An 18,198-nucleotide genomic window follows, 5' to 3' on the forward strand; every position below is an offset into this window, starting at 1 on the left:
CGTGAGGCCCTGGCGGTGTGGGTGAACCACTACAACTACCATCGGCCTCATACCTCCTGCGGAGACGCTCCTCCGACCTCGTTGGCACCGGCCCGAGTCAACAACGTCATGCCCTCCTACACCTAGGGTGGGGGCATGCGCACTTCCTCCCCGATAGGACTCCTGCTGGACGTGGACGCCCCCGTGGCCTCCACCGAGACCCGGACCGTGCCGGAGGGGATCATCGACGTGCTCGTCCGCCTCGCGAGGCGCGGGGTGCCGGTCGGCTTCAACACGGGCCGCTCCACGGACTTCCTCCTGCACAACCTGATCGCCCCGCTGCGAGACGCGGGCCTCCCGGACGACGCTCCCTTCCACGCGATCTGCGAGAAGGGCGCCGTGTGGTTCCCGTTCTCCGCGGTGCCCTCCGGGGACCTGCCCGACGTCACCGTGGACGGCACCGCCCCGGACTGGCTCCGCACCGACCCGGACATGGCCATCGACGCGGACACCCGTGATGCAATCTGGGCCCTCAACGATGAGCGCGCCGGGGACCTGCAGTTCACGGACCACACCAAGCTGGCCATGGTCTCCCTCGAGAAGACAGTGGGCGCGGACCAGACGGAGTACGAGCGGGTGCGCGACGACGTCGCCGCGCGCGTCGAGGATCTGCTCGCCGAGCGCGGACTCGCCGAGGAGGTGCGCGTGGCCCCCTCGGTGATCTCGGTGGACGTCGAGCACCGCTCCTCCGGCAAGGACCTGGGCGTCGAGCGCTGCTTCGACCTGCTGGCGGAGGCGGGCACCCCGGTGCCCGAACGCTGGCTCACCGCGGGCGACTCGCGCAGCGACTACGCCATGGCCGACCGGCTGCACGAGCGCGGACTCGCCGTGGAGCACATGGACGTGCGGCCCGCCGACGGCGTCCCCGAGAAGCCCTACGGCGTGGTGACGGCGGCGATCCTCGCCGAACGCGGCATCGGCGACGCCGACGACGTCCACGAGCGGGCGGGCGAGTCCCTGCTGCGCTGGGTGGAGCGCGACCTGCTGCGCTGACCAGGCCGGACGCCCCCTCTGCGGACGGCCGACCCTCCCCGGGCCTGGACCTCGACCCCTAGCGTGGAAGGGAATGCCGCGCCCCTGCCGAACCGGCCCGGGCGCCTCCCGACCAGAGAGAGGTTCCACCGTGGCCACCGTCGCCCAGAACATCGTCGAGACCCTCCACGCCTCGGGCGTGCGCCGCATGTACGGCGTGCCCGGGGACTCCCTCAACGGGCTGACCGAGGCCCTGCGCTCCCACGGCGGCATCCAGTGGGTGCACACCCGGCACGAGGAGACCGCGGCCTTCGCCGCCTCCGCCGAGTCCCAGCTCACGGACGAGCTCGCGGTCTGCGTGGGCTCGTGCGGTCCAGGCAACCTCCACCTGATCAACGGCCTGTTCGACGCGCAGCGCTCCCGCACCCCGGTGCTCGCGATCGCCGCGCACATCCCGTCGGAGGAGATCGGCTCGGGCTACTTCCAGGAGACCCACCCGCAGGACCTGTTCCGCGAGTGCTCCGTCTACGTGGAGCACGTCTCCTCGGCGGACCAGATGCCCCGCATGCTGCGCACCGCGATGCGGGCCGCCGTCGAGCAGCGGGGCGTGGCCGTGCTCGTGATCCCGGGCGACGTGGCCCTCACCGAGCTCTCCGCGAAGCCCGAGGTGATCCGTCACACGCCGTCCCGCGTCATCCCGGCCGACTCCGTGCTGCGCGAGGCCGCCGAGGCCCTGGACTCGTCCAAGCGGATCACCATCCTGGCCGGCGCGGGTGCGGCCGGCGCCCACGACGAGGTCGTGGCCCTGGCGGAGCGCCTGCAGGCCCCGATCGTCCACGCTCTGCGCGGCAAGGACCGGATCGAGTACGACAACCCGTATGACGTCGGCTTGACCGGCCTGCTCGGCTTCGCCTCCGGCTACCACGCGCTCAAGGAGGCCGAGACGCTGCTGATCCTCGGCTCCTCCCTGCCGTACCGGCAGTTCTACCCCGAGGACGCCACGGTCATCCAGGTGGACGTGCGCGGCGAGCAGATCGGCCGGCGGGTGGCCGTGGACGTGCCGCTCGTGGGCGGTGTCACGGAGACGGCCCAGGCCCTGCTGCCGCTGCTGCGCGGGAACTCGTCGTCGGCGTTCCTGGACAAGGCGCTCAAGCACTACGCCAAGACCCGCAAGGACCTCGACCAGCTGGCCACCCCGGGCCGCGGACGCGTGCACCCGCAGTACGTGGCCCGCCTCCTCGACGAGCTGGCCGACGACGACGTGGTGTTCCTGCCCGACGTCGGCTCCCCGGTGGTCTGGGCCTCCCGGTACCTGACGATGAACGGGCGCCGCCGGATCATCGGCTCCCTGTCCCACGGCTCCATGGCCAACGCGGTCACGCAGGCGGTCGGCGCCCAGGCGGTCGACCCTGCCCGCCAGGTGGTGGCGATGGCCGGCGACGGCGGGTTGGCCATGATGCTCGGCGAGCTGCTGTCGTTCGTGCAGAACGACCTGCCCGTGAAGACGCTCGTGTTCGACAACGACTCGCTGAACTTCGTGGAGCTAGAGATGATGGCCGCCGGGTTCGTCCCCTTCGGGACGGACCTGCAGAACCCGGACTTCGCGGCGATCGCGGAGGCAGCCGGCATCAAGGGCTTCCGCGCGGACCACACGACGGACCTGCCTGCGGTGATGCGCGAGTTCCTCGCCCACGACGGGCCTGCGCTGCTGGTGGTCAAGACCGAGCGTCAGGAGCTGACGATCCCGCCGAGCATCGAGTTCGAGCAGGCCAAGGGCTTCGCGCTCTACGCCATGCGCACCGTCCTGGACGGCAAGGGCACCAAGCTGCTCGACCTCGCGAAGGCGAACCTGCGCCAGCTGTTCTGACCTGCCGCGCACGACGACGGCCCGGACGCTGGCGGCGTCCGGGCCGTCGTCGTGGTGGGGCGGGGAGGGCCCAGCCCCGCCGGCCCGTCAGGCGCGGTGGGCGCCGCCCTCGGTGACGATCGGGTGCTCGGCCGTGCCGGCGACGCCCTGGGTGATCAGGCCGTCGGCGCGGTGCTCCCAGAAGTCCGCGTTGCGGATGCCGAGCGGGCGCGGGTCGAACTGCGGGTCGAGACCCTGGCGCTTCTGTGCGCGGTAGTCCTTGAGGGCCTTGAGGGCCGGGCCCTGCAGCACGAGGATGCCGAGGATGTTCAGCCAGGCCATGGAGCCCACGCCGATGTCGCCGAGGCCCCAGGCCGCACCCGTGGTGGCGACGGCGCCGTAGGCCACGGACACGAGGATCAGGGCCTGCAGGAAGCGCAGCACGACGCGGCGGACCATGCCGTTGCGCAGGTTGCGCGTGAGGAACACGAGGTTGACCTCGGCCATGTAGTAGTACGCCACGATCGTGGTGAAGGCGAAGAACGCGAGCGCCACGGCCACGAACGTGGGGCCGAAGCCGGTGAACATGGCGTCGAAGCCGGTCTGGACGAAGGCCGGGCCCTCCGAGGCCGTCGGGGCGACGATGCCCTCGAACAGCAGGCCGGAGCCGGACTCGTCCGAGTACACCCGGTAGGCGCCCGTGGAGATGATGATGAACGCGGTGGCCGAGCAGACGAAGAGCGTGTCGATGTAGACGGCGAATGCCTGCACGAAGCCCTGCTTGGCCGGGTGTGAGACCTCGGCGGCCGCGGCGGCGTGCGGGCCCGTGCCCTGACCGGCCTCGTTGGAGTAGATGCCGCGCTTCACGCCCCACTGGATGGCGAGACCGAGGATCGCGCCGAACACGGCGTGCACGCCGAACGCGCTGGCGAAGATGGAGCCGAAGACCTCGGGGATCTGGTCGAAGTTCAGGAACAGCACGATCAGCGCGAGGATGATGTACAGCGCGGCCATCACGGGCACCACGTAGACGGCGAACGTCGCGATGCGCTTCACGCCGCCCAGGACGATGAAGGCCAGCAGGATGACCATGGCCAGGGCCACGACCCAGGCGGGCACGGCCCACGCCTCGCCCACGGCCGCGGCCACGCCGTTGGCCTGCACGCCCGGCAGGAAGTAGCTGGTGGCGAAGACGGTGACGACGGCGAACAGGATCGCGTACGCCTTGAACGCGGGGGCGGCGGCCGTGTGCTTGTAGGCCTTCTCCAGGTAGTACGCCGGGCCGCCGCGGTACTCGCCGGTGTCCGGGTCGCGCTCCTTGTAGATCTGGCCGAGCGTGCACTCGATGAAGGATGTGGCGGCGCCGAGCAGGGCCATGACCCACATCCAGAACACGGCGCCGGGGCCGCCGAACGCGATGGCCGTGGCGACGCCGCCGATGTTGCCCATGCCGACGCGGCCGGCGAGCGACATCATGAGGGACTGGAGGGACGAGGTGCCGTCCGCGGAGTCCTGGCCCTCGCGGAGCTGCTTCACCATGTCCGGGATGTTCACGAACTGCAGGAACATGGTCCGGATGGTGAAGTAGAGGCCGACGATCAGGCAGAGCCAGATCAGGGCCGGGGACCAGATGACGTCGTTCACGGCGGTGATGAGATCTGCGAAGGACATGGGGTCTCCAGATCGGGGTGGGGATGGCCGGTGCGGTGCGAGCTCCGAGCGGCGGCCGCCGGCGGTCCCGGGCGACTGGGGAGAAGGATACGCGCAAATGTGACGCACGTCTCGCACCCAGCGCGGCGGATGAGGAGTCCGGGCGCATCCTCCCCCTCGACAGCGGTCCCGGACATGCGAAAAGCCCCGGAACCACTGGGGTCCCGGGGCTTACCCGCGGAGGATGGGGGATTTGAACCCCCGAGGGCTGTTAACCCAACACGCGTTCCAGGCGTGCGCCATAGGCCGCTAGGCGAATCCTCCTTGGTGCGCCCTCATGCGGCGGACCGCGCGAGGGCAGGCTCCATCATAACCAGATCGTCCTGGGCCGCGCCAATCCCCCGCGGGAGGCGAGGGCCCGGTCCGGGTCTCGCCGCGGCCCGAATCGCCCCGCCCACCGCCGCCCTGGTAGAGTCGTGGGCGGCCCCTCACGTGGTGTCATCTCGCTGAACTCCCCCAGGACCGGAAGGTAGCAAGGGTAGGTGGGCTCTGGCAGGTGCGTGAGGGGTCTTCACTTTCCCCCAGGAGATCCCATGCCCGCCGGACGCTACGCCCCCTCCCCCACGGGGAGCCTGCACCTGGGCAACCTGCGCACCGCGCTCGTCGCGTGGCTCGCGGCGCGCGCCACGGACCGTGCCTTCCTGCTGCGGGTCGAGGACCTGGACCGCGTCCGCTCCGGGGCCGAGGCCGGGCAGCGGGCGGACCTGGCCGCCGTCGGGCTGGACTGGGACGCCGAGCCGGTGCGTCAGTCCGAGCGCACCGCCCGGTACGACGCCGCCGTGGCCGCCCTGCGGGCCGCGCACGGCGCGGACGCGGTCTACGAGTGCTTCTGCTCGCGCAAGGACATCGCCGAGGCGACGTCGGCCCCGCACCCGAGGCCCGACGACGGCGCCCCCGCCTCCGGCGGCGCCGTGCCGCTGCGTCCGCCCGGCTTCTATCCGGGCACCTGCCGCGGCCTGACGGAGGCCGAGCGGGCCGAGCGACGGCGGGTGCGTCCCGCCGCCCTGCGGATCGACGCGGCGAAGGTCGCGGGCCTGCCGGCGGGCGAGATCCCGCGCGCCACCGCCGTGGACGTGCTGCACGGCGAGGTCACGGGCCTGGTCGACGACCTGGTGCTGCGCCGGAACGACGGGGCGTACGCGTACAACCTGGCCGTCGTCGTGGACGACCTGGCGCAGGGCGTGGACCAGGTGGTCCGCGGCGACGACCTGCTCGACTCGGCCCCGCGCCAGCGCTGGCTGGCCGAGGTGCTGTGCGCCGCGCGCGGGGAGCCGACGCCCGCAGTGGAGTACCTGCACGTGCCGCTCGTGCTGAATGCGGAGGGGCGGCGGCTGGCCAAGCGGGACGGCGCCGTGACGCTCGAGGACCTCGCTGCGCAGGACCCGGCGTGGACCCCCGAGCGGGTGCGGGACCGGCTGCTGGAGTCCCTCGGCCTGCCCGCGGGACCGCTGGCGGCCGCCGTGCCCGCGTTCGACCCGGCCGCCCTGCCGCGTGATCCGTGGGTGTTCACCGGGCTCTGAGCGGGCCGGCGTCCCGGCCCGCCGCAGGCCCGGCCCCGGTCAGAGGACCTGGGCGGCCTGGGCGAAGTCGAGGCGGCCCTGGCGGGGCTGCTGCGCCTTCTCGTCGTCCGCGGCGGCGGGGCCGACGTTGATCACCAGGAGGGACTTCCAGGCACGGTCCGCGTGGAACTCGGCGTCCACGGCGGCGGCGTCGAACCCGGCCATGGGGCCGACCTCGAGCCCGTGCGCGCGCAGGGCCACGAGCAGGTAGCCCACTTGGATGAGCGCGTTCGTGCGGCCCATCCCCTCGCGCATGCCCGGCTTGCCCTCGGCATTCTCCTCGAAGCCCTGCCGGAACGGGGCGAGGTGGCCCATGTGGCGGTGCCAGTCAAGGTCGTAGGAGGCGATCAGCGTGAGCGGGGCGCGCTCCGTCTTCTCCCGGTTGAACTCGATCATGAGCGGGGCCAGGCGGGCGCGGGCCTCGGGGCTGTCCACGACGTCGAGCCGCAGCGGCTGGTTGTTCATGGCGGTCGGCGCCCAGCGGAGGTCCGCGTAGGCCCGCTCGATCAGCGCGAGGTCGACGGGCTCGTCCGAGAAGAGCTGCGTCGTGTGGCGGTCCGCGAAGAGGCGGTCGATCTCGGCCTGACTCAGCGGTCCCGCGTCCGGGGCCGGCTGCGTGGGGTGGATCGTGTCCTCGGCGTCGGTGTGCATGTGCGTGGTGGTCATGGGCCAGGGAACGGGCCGGCGGGCGTGCGCATTCCCCGGCTCCCTTAGCCCGTCCGCCCGCCGGATAGGCTTTCGAGGGTGAGCACCGCCCTGTATCGCCGCTACCGCCCGGACCGTTTCGAGGACGTGATCGGGCAGGACCATGTCACGGTCCCGCTGCGCACCGCACTGGCGAAGGACCGCGTGAACCACGCCTACCTCTTCTCCGGCCCGCGCGGCTGCGGCAAGACCACGTCCGCCCGCATCCTCGCGCGCTGCCTGAACTGCGCCCAGGGCCCCACGCCCACGCCGTGCGGCGAGTGCGACTCGTGCCGGGACCTGGCCACCGGCGGGCCGGGCTCGCTGGACGTGCTGGAGATCGACGCGGCCTCGCACGGCGGTGTGGAGGACGCCCGCGGCCTGCGCGAGCGGGCCACGTTCGCCCCGGTCCGGGACCGCTACAAGATCCTCATCATCGACGAGGCGCACATGGTCACCGCGGCGGGCTTCAACGCGCTGCTCAAGATCGTGGAGGAGCCGCCGGAGCACCTGAAGTTCATCTTCGCCACCACGGAGCCGGAGAAGGTCATCGGGACCATCCGCTCCCGCACCCACCACTACCCGTTCCGGCTCGTGCCGCCGGAGCCGCTCATCGCCTACCTCGAGCAGCTGTGCGCGGAGGAGGCCGTGTCCGTGGAGAAGGGCGTGCTGCCGCTCGTGGTGCGCGCCGGCACGGGCTCGGTGCGTGACACGCTCTCCGTGCTGGACCAGCTGATCGCGGGCGCCCAGGAGGGCCAGGTCTCGTACGAGCTCGCGGTGAGCCTGCTCGGCTTCACCCCGGAAGCCCTGCTGGACGACGTGATCGACGCTGTCGCCGCGGACGACACCCCCACCGTGTTCCGCGTGGTGGACCGTGTGGTGCAGTCCGGCCAGGACCCGCGCCGGTTCGTCGAGGACCTGCTGGACCGCTTCCGCGACCTCGTGATCGCCCGTGCCCTGCCGGAGGAGGCCGGGGCGATCCTGCACGGCATGCCGGAGGACCAGGTGCGGCGTCTGTCGGCGCAGGCCGCGCAGCTCTCCCGCGCGGAGCTCTCCCGCCTCGCGGACGTCACCAACCTCGCGCTGACGGACATGGTGGGGGCCACCAGTCCCCGCCTGCACCTCGAGCTGCTCATGGCGCGCCTGCTGCTGCCTGCCTCGGACGAGACGCACCGCGGCCTGGCCGCCCGCCTCGAGGCCCTCGAACGGCGCCTGGAGCTCGGTGGCGCCGCGCCCGTCGAGGACGGCGCCCCGGAGGGCACGACGACGCCGGCCCGGTCCGGCACGCCCGCCGCGGACGGCGGCGGATCGGCCGAGAACGCGGAGGGCTCCGGCACTCTGACCGGTGCCGCGCTCGCCCGGGCCGCCATGCGGCGGCCGGAGGAGCCCGCGCCGACCGCGTCCACCGCCCCGCCGGAGCGCTGGACGCCGCCTGCCCCGCAGTCCGCGGCAGAGGCGCCGGAGGGGGACGCCGCCGCCGGGGCCACGGGGTCCGAGCGTCCGCAGCAGGCGCCGCAGCCCGGGCGGCCCGAACCGGCTGAGGTCGGGGCCCGTTCCGGGGACACGCGCCGCCCGGAGGCCGGGAGCCGCGCCGAGCCTGAGGGCCGGCCCGAGCCCGAGGGCCGGTCCCAGGCCCAGGAGCGCACCGGTGCCGCGCCGGCCCCCGCCCACGGGCCGGAGGAGACGGCCGCGCCGTCGAGCCCCACGCCCGCCCCGGCGGCGAGCCAGGTGGAGATGATCCGCCGGGCCTGGCCGGACATCCTCACGGCCCTCGAGGACGCCTCACGCCTGGTGTGGATGCTGGTGAAGGACAACGCGAGCGTCGCGGGCTACGACGGCTCGTTGCTGACGATCGGCTTCCAGCAGGACGGGCCCCGCCAGTCGCTGCTCGGCCGGGGTGGCGACCGCGTGCTCGGCGAGGCCGTCCACCAGGTGCTCGGCATCCGCCCGCGGCTCGACCTGATCCTGGGTGGGGACGCGCCGACCGGGGACGCCCGCGCACAGTCCGGCGCTCGCCCGGCCGGTCCGGCGCGGACGGACCGGCCTGAACGTCCGGCCCCGCAGCAGAGCCGGCCCGACCGACCGGCGGCGGCGCAGCCGAACCGACCCGCTCCGGCACCGGGGCAGGCCCCGCGCGAGCCGGAGTCCTCCCGCCCCGCCCCGCCGCGCTCCGCCGCACCCTCCACCGCGGAGGACGACCCGGCACTGCCGGCGGCTCCGCCCCGGGCCACGCAGCAGCGTCAGACGCCGCAGCCGTCCCCCGCCTGGACGCCCGCGGCCCCCGCCACCTCCTGGGGGCCGGCGCCGACGTCGCCGACGACGCCCGCCCCCGCCCCGCCGGCGGACGGCTGGGGCGGCCCGGACGAGGAGCCGCCCGCCTGGGACGACGCTCCCCCGCCCGAGGAGGACCCGTGGGACTCGCTGCCCGCGTTCGACCCGGACGCGGAGCAGGACGACTCGGCCGGCCCCGAGGGCTGGACCCCGCCGGCCCGCGACGCCGAGGAGCGGCCCGTCGGCGCCGCCGGCTGGGACGGCCCCGTGCCGTCGGTCGAGGACTGGGGGGCGCCGCCGCAGGCCGCCCCGGCCCCCGGCGGCGCCGCGCCGGACGCCGGCCAGGACTCCCCGGTCCGGCCCGACGCCCCGGCCCCCGACGAGAGCGAGCCGAGCGCCGAGGAGGTCCGTCGGGCCTACGACCCGGGGCCGCTGGTCCGCGAGGAGGAGCACTCGATCCCCGTGTTCGCCCGTCCGGAGGCGGAGCTGCGCGCGGAGTTCGCGAAGCGCTTCGGCGCGACCCGTCCCGCCGGCTTCGACGACGGCGCGGGCGGAGCCGCGGACGGTGACTCCGCCCGGCCTGCCACGCCGTCACCCGCCCCGGATGACGACGCGGCGGCCACGGAGCGACGCGATCTCCACCCGGCCGCCTCGGGCGCCGGCCCGTCCTCGGACGAGCAGCGGCGCCCAACGGGCGCGCCCACGGCCGACGAGACCCCCGATCCGGGCGTGCCCGCCGACGACGCGGACGCCACGCCGCGTGCGGCTGCCGGCCCGACCGGTTCGGACTTCCCGGGCTCGGGCCACCCGGCGAGCATGTACCCGCGGCTCATGGAGCGGCTCCGGGCCGGAGGGCCCCTCGAGCCTCCGGTGAACGCGGGCTCGGGCGGCGGCAGCGGGACGGGCGGCGGCCCCGGCGCTCCCGGCGGCCCCGGCCCGGACGCCACGCCGGGCTCCCCCGCCGGGGGTCGGCCGAGCGCGGCCTCGCTCGGGGCGCGCCCCGCCGACGTCGAGCCTGCCGGGGGAGCCTCGGCGCCGCCCTCGTTGGACGCGCGGGCCGCGGCCATCCGCGCCGCCCGCGAGGCCGCCCAGGGTCGCGGCCCGGCCCGGCCCGCCGACACCGGCCCCGCCGCCCCGGCGACGTCCGGGGTGGGGTGGGAGGACGAGGTCGCCAGCGACGACGACGTCCCGCTCGAGGACTCGGGCCTCGTGGGCCGAGCCGTCGTCGAACGGGTGCTCGGCGGCCGTCTGCTCGAGGAACGCCCCAACGACGCCTGAGGCGAACGCGCCCGTACGCCGTCCGGGGCCGCGGGCATGATGGACGCGGCGCCGGACCACGGCGCCGCGTCGGGGCGCACGGACCACGAGACGCACCATCGGACGAGGGAGACGGATGTACCAGGGCGCGGTGCAGGACCTGATCGACGAGCTCGGCCGCCTGCCGGGCATCGGGCCGAAGTCCGCCCAGCGCATCGCCTTCCACATGCTGGAGGCGGACCGGGAGGACATGCTGCGGCTGGCGGACGCCATCCGCACGGTCAAGGACAGGGTGCGGCTGTGCTCGGTCTGCTTCAACGTGTCCGAGGACGAGGTGTGCTCGCTCTGCCGGGATGAGCGCCGGGACCGCTCCCAGATCTGCGTGGTCGAGGAGTCGCAGGACGTCATGGCCATGGAGCGCACCCGCGCCTTCCAGGGCCGCTACCACGTGCTCGGCGGCGCCATCAATCCGATCGCCGGCATCGGCCCCGAGCAGCTGCACGTCCGCGAGCTGCTCACCCGGCTGCAGGACGAGGCCGTGCAGGAGGTCATCCTCGCCACGGATCCCAACCTCGAGGGCGAGGCCACGGCCACCTACCTCGGCCGGCTCCTCGGCGCCACGGGCATCCGCGTCACGCGCCTGGCCTCCGGTCTGCCCGTCGGCGGGGACCTCGAGTACGCGGACGAGGTCACCCTCGGCCGCGCCTTCGAGGGACGTCGTCTGATCAGCGGCTGACACCGGCCGGCGTCGAGCAGGCCCCGCCCGACGCCGGCCCGGCTCAGGCCACGCGCGTGCCGGCGGGCAGCCGCCCGGCCGGGGTGTCCAGGCGACGGTGGCCCCACCAGCCCAGCCCGGCCACCAGCACACCCTGCATCGCCAGACCGAGCGGCCACACCGGCCAGGTGCCCTGCCGATCCGGCACGCCGGTGCTGTCGAGACCGCGCAGCTCGCCGTCGAGGCACTCGACGTCCCGGACGGGGTCTCGCTGGGTCCAGCGCAGCCCCACGGACAGCAGGTTGAGCGGCCCGGGCTCCGCCCGGGTCCCGTCCTCGACGAGCCCACCCTCCCAGGGGGAGGCATCCGCGAGCACGGCGTACGGGTTCGCCGCGAGCAGCCATCCGCTGCGCCGCGGGTCGGGGATCGTCCGGGTGGTCACCGGGCCGACGCACCGGTCGGCGATCCCGTCGTACAGCTCCGGGTGCGCCGCCTCCCACTCGGCCCAGGCCTGCTCCGCCTCCTCCGGGGTCATCTTCTCGAGCTCCGCCTCGGTGAACGGCTCCGCCGTCATGGAGCCGTACTCGGCGTCGTTGGCCCGCACCTCGGTCTGCAGGAACTGCAGGGACAGCCCGAAGGCCACCAGGGTGCCGATCGTCAGCGCCGCCACGATCAGGTACGTCACCACGACGGCGAACAGCGTGCGCCCGGCGATCGCCGAGACGGCCACGCCGATCCCCGCGATCATGCCGAACTCCACGAGGATCATCACGAGCCCCACCAGCACGGCCCACGGGGACACGCGCCCCACCACGGCCGCGACCGCGAGCCACGGCAGCGCGGCCGCGAGGAACGCGGCGGAGGCGATCCACGCGGCCAGCCACTTGCCCGCCATCAGGTGCCCGGTCCGCAGCAGCGTGACCTGGGTGATGGCCAACGTGCCGCCGGCACGGTCGCCCGAGATCGCGTTGGCCGCCAGGGCGGGCGAGACCAGCAGCGAGAGGGTGAGGACGAAGAGCAGGACGCCGTCGAAGAGCGTCCGCCCCAGGGCGCGCATCTGCTGCTCCGCCAGCTCCGGCTCCAGGCCGGACGCCTCCATCTCCGCCACGCCCAGGCCGCGCAGCCCGAGGGCGCCGAGGGTCACCGCCCCCACCACCACGAAGAAGACGCCCAACAGCACGTACCAGCCGCGCGAGCGCAGCCGCTGACGCAGTTCCATGCCCACCACGGTGGCCACGGCCTGGGCCGCGCCGAGGCGTCCCCCCGGCTGCGGCTGCGGCGGGCGGCGGTCATGGATCGAGGTCGCGACGGCGGTGCTCACGGCCGGTCTCCTTCGGTGCGGGGGCCCTCCAGATGGAGGCCCAGGTAGGCGTTCTCGAGGCGGGAGCCCTCCGGGGCGAAGTGGCTGACGAGCACACCCTCGCGCACGAGGTCCGCGAGCAGCGCGGCCGCGGCGGCCTCACCCCGCAGCTGCACCACGACGCCGTCCCGGCGCTGGCCCGCGCCGGCGCCGGTGGCCGCGGTGACGGTCAGGCCGCGGGTCTCGAGGGCGCGGACGAGGGTGTCCCGGGCCGTCGGGTCGGGCCCGGCGATCCGGTAGGGGCGGGCGAGGTCGTCGGCGGCGCGGAACTCCTGGGTGGCCACCGTGGCGCCCTCACGGAGGAACACGGCGCGGTCGGACATCTCCTCGAGCTCGGCGAGCACGTGGGAGGAGACGAGCACGGCGGTGCCGGCTGCCGCCATGGCGCGCAGGTCGTCCCGCAGCCGGATGCGGGCGGCCGGGTCGAGGCCGTTGGCGGGTTCGTCCAGGAGCAGGACGGAGGGCCGGTGCACGGTGGCCCGAGCCAGGGACAGGCGCTGCTGCTGGCCGCGGGAGAGCACGCGGGCGGGCCGGTGGGCGAACTCCGTGAGCTCGACCCACTCGAGCTGCTCGTCCGCGCGCGCGGACGCCTCCGCCTTCCCCATGCCGTAGAGCCGGCCCAGGCTGGCGAGGATGTCGTGGCAGGTCAGCTCCTCCCACACGCCCAGGGTGTCGGGCATCCAGCCGAGCCGCCGCCGGGCCTCGACGGGCTCGCGCACCGCGTCCACCCCGGCCACGGACACGGCGCCGGCGTCCGGGCGCAGCAGGGTGGCCAAGATGAGCAGGAGCGTGGTCTTGCCCGAGCCGTTCGGGCCGACGAGGGCCGTCACGGAGCCGGCGGGCACGGTGAGGGAGACGTCCCGCACCGCATGGACGGCGCCGAACGAGCGGGCGAGGCCGTGGGCCACGATCCCGTCGTGGGCGGCCGCCCCCAGGACGGGTGCGGCGGGCGGGGGTGCTGGAGCGGTCATGGCCCCATCCTTGCCGGGCCGTGCACGGACGCGGATCCACCCGGGGGATGATCCCGGCGCCGATCCGAGCCCGACCGGGGTCGCAGGCGGGGTCGCAGGCGGGGCCGCGGGCGCCGTCGTCCTGACCGGCCGCGGGCGCCGGGTCCAGCATCCGGAACAGGGGTTCACCTGGCGGACTCGCGCGGGTGCGCGCCCCTAGACTTGGCCCGAACCGACCCTCGATCCCGTCCGGAGCGACCCATGAGTCTCATCGTCCAGAAGTTCGGCGGCTCCTCCGTGGCCGACGCCGCCGGCATCCAGCGCGTGGCCCGCCGCGTCGCGGACACGGTCCGGGCCGGGAACCGCGTGTGCGTCGTGGTCTCAGCCATGGGCGACACCACGGACGAGCTGCTCGACCTCGCCGCCGAGCTCACGCAGGACGCGCCCGCACGCGAGATGGACATCCTGCTCTCGGCCGGCGAGCGCATCTCCATGTCCCTGCTGGCGATGGCGATCCACGCCGAGGGCGTCGAGGCCCGCTCCTACACCGGCTCCCAGGCCGGCATGCTGACGGACACCTCGTACGGCCGGGCCCGGATCGTCAAGGTCAACCCCCACCGCGTGCAGGAGGCCCTCGACGCCGGCCGCGTGGCCATCGTGGCCGGGTTCCAGGGCATGAGCCCCGAGTCCAAGGACATCACCACCATGGGCCGCGGCGGCTCGGACACCACGGCCGTCGCCCTCGCCGCCGCGCTCGGCGCGGACGTGTGCGAGATCTACACGGACGTGGACGGCGTCTACTCGGCCGACCCGCGCGTCGTGCCGACCGCCCGCAAGCTCACCGAGCTCTCCTCCGAGGAGACCCTCGAGATGGCGGCCTCCGGATCCAAGGTGCTGCACCTGCGCTCCGTGGAGTACGCGCGCCGCTTCGGCGTGCCGCTGCACGTGCGCTCCTCCTTCTCCGACCACGAGGGCACCTGGATCCTGCCCGACCCGAACGACACCATCACCCTTCAGGAAGGCGCTCCCATGGAACAGCCCATCGTCTCCGGCGTCGCCCACGACCGCTCCGAGGGCAAGGTCACGATCGTCGGCGTCCCCGACGTGCCCGGCAAGGCCGCCGAGATCTTCCGCGTGATCGCCGTGTCCAACGTGAACATCGACATGATCGTGCAGAACATCTCCCGCGAGGGCTCGGGTCGCACGGACATCTCCTTCACCCTGCCGATCGTGGAGGGCAAGGACGCCATGGCCGCCCTGCGCGCCGCCCAGGACCGGATCGGCTTCCAGGACATCGTCTCGGACCCGGAGATCGGCAAGCTCTCGCTGATCGGCGCGGGCATGCGCTCCAACCCGGGCGTCTCCGCCACCTTCTTCAAGGCGCTCGCCGACGCCGGCGTGAACGTGGACCTCATCTCCACTTCGGAGATCCGCATCTCCGTGGTCACCGCCGAGGACAAGCTCGACGACGCCGTCCGCGCCGTGCACGCCGCCTTCGGCCTCGACGCCGAGGAGGAGGCCACGGTCTACGGCGGCACCGGCCGCTGACGCCGCACCCGCCGCTGCCCCACCCACCAACGACGCCGGCCCCGCACCTTCAGCGTGAAGGTGCGGGGCCGGCGTCGTGCGGGCGGTTCCTCCCGTTCCGTCAGCGAGGACGGAGGGGGTCGGCGGTCACGGGACCTGGACGGTCACGTCGGTCGTGATGCCCGCGTCCCAGGTGACGAGGCCCTTCCAGGTGCCCGAGGTCAGGCCGGACCAGGAGAGGGTCGCCTCGGTGGCCTTGCCCGAGGTCACGGGCACCGGGTTCGGGGAGACCGTGAGGTTGCCCGCGTCCTCGCGCAGCTTGAGCGTCTCGAGGGTGCCGGTGTCCTTGCCGCCGTTGGCCGCGTACAGGTGGCCGACCACGGTGTAGGCGCCCGGGGCGGGGTCGGCGATCGTCAGCGTCTCGGACTCGTCCGCGGTCGCCCGGGAGAACTGCTTGCCCTCGGGGGTGATCACGTACAGGTCCCAGTCGGCGCCGGCGGCGCCCGCGTTGATCGAGGCCACCAGGGACTGGGTGCCCTCCTCCACGGTCACCGTGGACACGGCCAGTGCGCTGGACTCGAGCGAGTTGCTCGCGGTGGCGGCGGCCACGGTGGAGTCCACCTTGCCCAGGCCCAGGACCTGCGGGGTCAGCTCACCGGTCACGCCGGGGGTGATCTCCACGTCGGCGGAGCCGGTGGCGCCGGAGCCCTCGACGGCGGAGGTGACGGTCGCGGACTTCGCCTTCACGGTGACCGGGGAGGTCACCTCCGGGACGGCCTTGCCCTTGGCGGTGGTCCAGGACATGGAGCCGTGGGTCCAGGTGTTCACGGCGGCGTCGGTGCGGGTGACGGTCAGCTCGACGTCGGCGGACTGGCCGGCCTTCAGGTCCAGCACGGCCGGGGAGGCGGTCACCTCGAAGCCGGGCACGTTCGCAGAGAACCGCCAGCGGCCGTTCTCCAGGGCGGTCACGGTGCGGGTCACGGTGGCCGAGCCGACGACGTCGGGGATCGCCAGGGACGGGACGTTCACGTCACGGCCGGCGATGTCGCCGCGCAGCAGCGCGTCCCACTGCTCCTTGCCGGAGTCGTAGACCAGGCCCGGACGGGCGGCGGCGGCCGGATCGGCGGAGCCGGCACCCGTGGCGAAGTTGTCCGTGTTCACGGTGCCGTCGGCGTTGTACACGTCGCCGGCGGTGGTCATGAGGGCGGACTTCACGGCCATCGGGGACCAGGCCGGGTACTTGCCGATCAGCAGCGTGGCCATGCCGGCCAGGTTCGGCGAGGCCATGGACGTGCCGGACATCAGGCCGAACGTGTTGCCGTGGTAGTCGGGGTCCAGCGGGGAGACGCCGGCGATCACGTTCACACCGGGGGCGGCGAGGTCGGGCTTCAGGAGCTCCTGGTTCACGGCGTTGGCCGGCCCGCGGGAGGAGAAGCCGGCGATCTGGGGCAGCGGGTCCTCCGGCAGGCCGGTGGTGTCGCCCGGGACGATCGTGGCGGTGAGGTCGGAGGACTTCACCTTCTCGATCACGCCGTTGTCGTTCATGTGCACGGTCGGCACCGCGTGGATGTCCGCGTCCAGCGAGCCGGACGGGGTGTTCACGAGGATCATGCCGACGCCGCCGGCCTCCTCCACCACCTGCGACTTCTCGGTGCGGGCGTTCCCGCCGCGCTCGCAGAGCACGATCTTGCCGGCGGCCTCCTCGGTGAGCCCGCCGGGCAGGCAGAGACGCGCGGCCTCGGCGTCGCCGGCGGCGACCTCGGACGCATGGATGACCTCGGCCGGGCCCACGCCGGTGCGGGCCGAGGAGGCACCGCGGAGCTGCGTGCCGTCGGAGAACTGCACGGTGGCGGTGAGCTCGTTGGAGAACGTCTCCGCGGCCACGGTGGTCAGCCACGGGGAGCCGTGGTTCACGGTGTTCGGGCCGGGGCCGGAGTTGCCGCCGGAGGCGGCCACGAAGATGCCGGCCTCGGCGGCGGACTTGAAGGCCATGGCCACCGGGTCCACGATCGAGGTGTTGGAGCCGGAGATCGAGTAGTTCAGCACGTCCACGTTGTTCTCGATGGCCTGCTCGACGGCGGCCACGGAGGCGGAGGTGTAGCAGCCGCCGGTGTCCGGGTCGGTGTCCTCCCAGCAGATCTTGTAGGAGATCAGGTTCGCGGCGGGGGCCACGCCCGCGCCCTCGCCGAAGGAGTCGCCGTCGATGGTCTGCTCCACCCCGGTGTTGCCGAGGATGGTGGTGGCCACGTGGGTGCCGTGGGAGAACACGCCGAGCGGGGAGATGCGCTCCTCCGGGGCCCGCTCGTCCACCGGGACGAAGCGCTCGAAGTCGTCGGAGAAGGCGTAGGCGCCGATCAGCTTGGAGTCGCACGACGAGGCCGGGAAGTCCGGGCCGGTCTCGCACTCGGCCGTGGCGGTGGTGCCGTCCGCCTTGAGCACGGCGATCTGGCCGTCCGCGGTGCGGTACGGCACGCCGACCTTGGCCTTGCCCTTGAGCGGCTGGACGGGCTGGCCGTCGATGAACGGGTTGTCCGGGTGGATGCCGGAGTCGATGACGCCGACCACCACGCCCTTGCCCGCGTTCTCGGCCTTGCCGTACACGGACTTCCAGGTGCCCTTCTTGCCGGGCAGGCCGAGGAACTCGGTGGAGCTGTAGTCCGGGGCCACCTGCTCGTCCGGTGCGACGCCGAGCACGGCCGGGTCCTTCGCGATCGCCTGGGCCTCCTCGGCGGTCAGCTCGGCGACGAACGCGTTCACGGCCCGCTGGAAGGAGATCTCGGCCTTGGCGCCGTGGGCCTTCGCGACCTTCGCCTGCTGGCGCTGGAGCTTGGCCTCGTAGTTCTTCACGCGCGGGTGCGAGGGGTCGAACTTCGCCTTCGGGGCCGCGCCCGGAACGGCGCCGGCCTCGGGGGCGGTCACCGACGGCTGGTCCTTCAGGACCACGAAGTAGCGGCCGTCCTCGAACTGCTGCTGGACCTGCACCTCGCCCTGCGGGCTGGAGACGGTGCTGCCGTCGGGCAGTTCGACGGCGGTGGCCGACACCGCGAGCGCGGGAGCGGCCACGAGGCTCGCGCCGGCGACGGCCGCGGCCAGGGCCCGGCGGCGCCGGGCAGGGGTGGGGTTCTGAGGCATTGCCTCCGCCTTTCTCATCAAGGTCCGCCCAGCTCTCGCCCGTGGCACGCCGGCGGGGATGGCGCCGGGGGACGGGGAGATCGACACCCATGTGATGAGCGCCACAGCGAGACACATGCAATCTACCGTCCGGTAGGGCGTTTGACCAGATCTTTGTCAGGCAACGTCCAGGACCG

General features: G+C 73.8%; 12 protein-coding genes, 1 tRNA gene and 1 other RNA gene. 8 read left to right on the top strand and 6 right to left on the bottom strand.

Translation table 11 applies throughout. The annotated features are described in order from the left end of the window. The 3 genes from O3T09_RS03815 to poxB form a co-directional block, all read left to right on the top strand. Positions 1-126: integrase core domain-containing protein (locus tag O3T09_RS03815; protein ID WP_144819830.1), on the top strand; the 126-nt coding region annotated here is incomplete at its 5' end. 9 nt (positions 127-135) lie between these two features. After that, positions 136-1,032: a haloacid dehalogenase gene (locus O3T09_RS03820; RefSeq protein ID WP_101965625.1), complete on the top strand. Its 897-nt coding sequence runs from the start codon at positions 136-138 to the stop codon at positions 1,030-1,032. Positions 1,033-1,162: 130 nt separating this feature from the next. After that, complete coding sequence (gene poxB / locus O3T09_RS03825) at positions 1,163-2,878, top strand: ubiquinone-dependent pyruvate dehydrogenase (protein ID WP_101965626.1); 1,716 nt, start codon at positions 1,163-1,165, stop codon at positions 2,876-2,878. An 87-nt stretch (positions 2,879-2,965) separates the two neighbouring features. Here poxB and O3T09_RS03830 read toward each other — a convergent pair whose 3' ends face one another. Both O3T09_RS03830 and O3T09_RS03835 read right to left on the bottom strand, forming a co-directional pair. After that, positions 2,966-4,528 (bottom strand): alanine/glycine:cation symporter family protein, encoded by a 1,563-nt coding sequence (locus O3T09_RS03830; protein WP_101965627.1) that lies wholly within the window; start codon positions 4,526-4,528, stop codon positions 2,966-2,968. Positions 4,529-4,745: 217 nt separating this feature from the next. Further along, positions 4,746-4,831, bottom strand: a tRNA-Ser gene (locus tag O3T09_RS03835). A gap of 155 nt (positions 4,832-4,986) precedes the next feature. Here O3T09_RS03835 and ffs point away from each other — a divergent pair. Together ffs and gluQRS are read left to right on the top strand one after the other, a co-directional pair. After that, positions 4,987-5,083, top strand: an RNA gene (ffs, locus tag O3T09_RS03840) — signal recognition particle sRNA small type. Positions 5,084-5,100: 17 nt separating this feature from the next. Further along, a complete protein-coding gene (gene gluQRS, locus O3T09_RS03845; protein ID WP_036384004.1) occupies positions 5,101-6,087 on the top strand; it encodes a tRNA glutamyl-Q(34) synthetase GluQRS in 987 nt (328 codons plus the stop codon). Between the two features lie 39 nt (positions 6,088-6,126). Here gluQRS and O3T09_RS03850 read toward each other — a convergent pair whose 3' ends face one another. Next, on the bottom strand, positions 6,127-6,792 hold the full coding sequence (locus O3T09_RS03850) for a malonic semialdehyde reductase (protein WP_206450355.1): 666 nt from the start codon (positions 6,790-6,792) through the stop codon (positions 6,127-6,129). 78 nt (positions 6,793-6,870) lie between these two features. On the opposite strand from O3T09_RS03850, the gene O3T09_RS03855 reads away from it, so the two are divergent. Both O3T09_RS03855 and recR read left to right on the top strand, forming a co-directional pair. Then, positions 6,871-10,359, top strand: coding sequence for a DNA polymerase III subunit gamma and tau (locus O3T09_RS03855; RefSeq protein ID WP_269295396.1), 3,489 nt, complete (start codon positions 6,871-6,873; stop codon positions 10,357-10,359). Between the two features lie 115 nt (positions 10,360-10,474). Then, the gene (gene recR, locus O3T09_RS03860) at positions 10,475-11,074 is read left to right on the top strand and encodes a recombination mediator RecR (RefSeq protein ID WP_002856659.1); all 600 of its coding nucleotides are present in this window, start codon (positions 10,475-10,477) and stop codon (positions 11,072-11,074) included. Positions 11,075-11,117: 43 nt separating this feature from the next. Here the strand turns inward: recR and O3T09_RS03865 are convergent, their stop codons facing one another. After that, on the bottom strand, positions 11,118-12,374 hold the full coding sequence (locus O3T09_RS03865) for an ABC transporter permease (protein WP_101965629.1): 1,257 nt from the start codon (positions 12,372-12,374) through the stop codon (positions 11,118-11,120). Continuing rightward, entirely contained in the window at positions 12,371-13,384 is a 1,014-nt protein-coding gene (locus tag O3T09_RS03870; protein ID WP_269295397.1) for an ABC transporter ATP-binding protein, read from the bottom strand. The genes O3T09_RS03865 and O3T09_RS03870 overlap by 4 nt, the downstream gene beginning before the upstream one ends. Before the next feature lie 240 nt (positions 13,385-13,624). Between O3T09_RS03870 and O3T09_RS03875 the strand changes: the two genes are divergently transcribed. After that, the gene (locus O3T09_RS03875) at positions 13,625-14,911 is read left to right on the top strand and encodes an aspartate kinase (protein WP_063190141.1); all 1,287 of its coding nucleotides are present in this window, start codon (positions 13,625-13,627) and stop codon (positions 14,909-14,911) included. A 126-nt stretch (positions 14,912-15,037) separates the two neighbouring features. Here O3T09_RS03875 and O3T09_RS03880 read toward each other — a convergent pair whose 3' ends face one another. Next, positions 15,038-18,022 carry a S8 family serine peptidase gene (locus O3T09_RS03880; RefSeq protein WP_063190142.1) on the bottom strand — a complete coding sequence of 995 codons (2,985 nt, stop codon included), beginning with the start codon at positions 18,020-18,022 and terminating at the stop codon, positions 15,038-15,040. Positions 18,023-18,198 lie beyond the last annotated feature (176 nt).

This window comes from Micrococcus sp. H39-S4, assembly GCF_027158145.1.
GTDB classification, from domain to species: domain Bacteria; phylum Actinomycetota; class Actinomycetes; order Actinomycetales; family Micrococcaceae; genus Micrococcus; species Micrococcus luteus.

Bases quoted from the DNA above. Each gene is read 5' to 3' on its own strand.
- O3T09_RS03880 (WP_063190142.1), bottom strand. From the start codon at position 18,022: ATGCCTCAGAACCCCACCCCTGCCCGGCGCCGCCGGGCCCTGGCCGCG.
- gluQRS (WP_036384004.1), top strand. From the start codon at position 5,101: ATGCCCGCCGGACGCTACGCCCCCTCCCCCACGGGGAGCCTGCACCTG.
- O3T09_RS03875 (WP_063190141.1), top strand. From the start codon at position 13,625: ATGAGTCTCATCGTCCAGAAGTTCGGCGGCTCCTCCGTGGCCGACGCC.
- recR (WP_002856659.1), top strand. From the start codon at position 10,475: ATGTACCAGGGCGCGGTGCAGGACCTGATCGACGAGCTCGGCCGCCTG.
- O3T09_RS03820 (WP_101965625.1), top strand. From the start codon at position 136: ATGCGCACTTCCTCCCCGATAGGACTCCTGCTGGACGTGGACGCCCCC.
- O3T09_RS03870 (WP_269295397.1), bottom strand. From the start codon at position 13,384: ATGACCGCTCCAGCACCCCCGCCCGCCGCACCCGTCCTGGGGGCGGCC.
- O3T09_RS03850 (WP_206450355.1), bottom strand. From the start codon at position 6,792: ATGACCACCACGCACATGCACACCGACGCCGAGGACACGATCCACCCC.
- O3T09_RS03830 (WP_101965627.1), bottom strand. From the start codon at position 4,528: ATGTCCTTCGCAGATCTCATCACCGCCGTGAACGACGTCATCTGGTCC.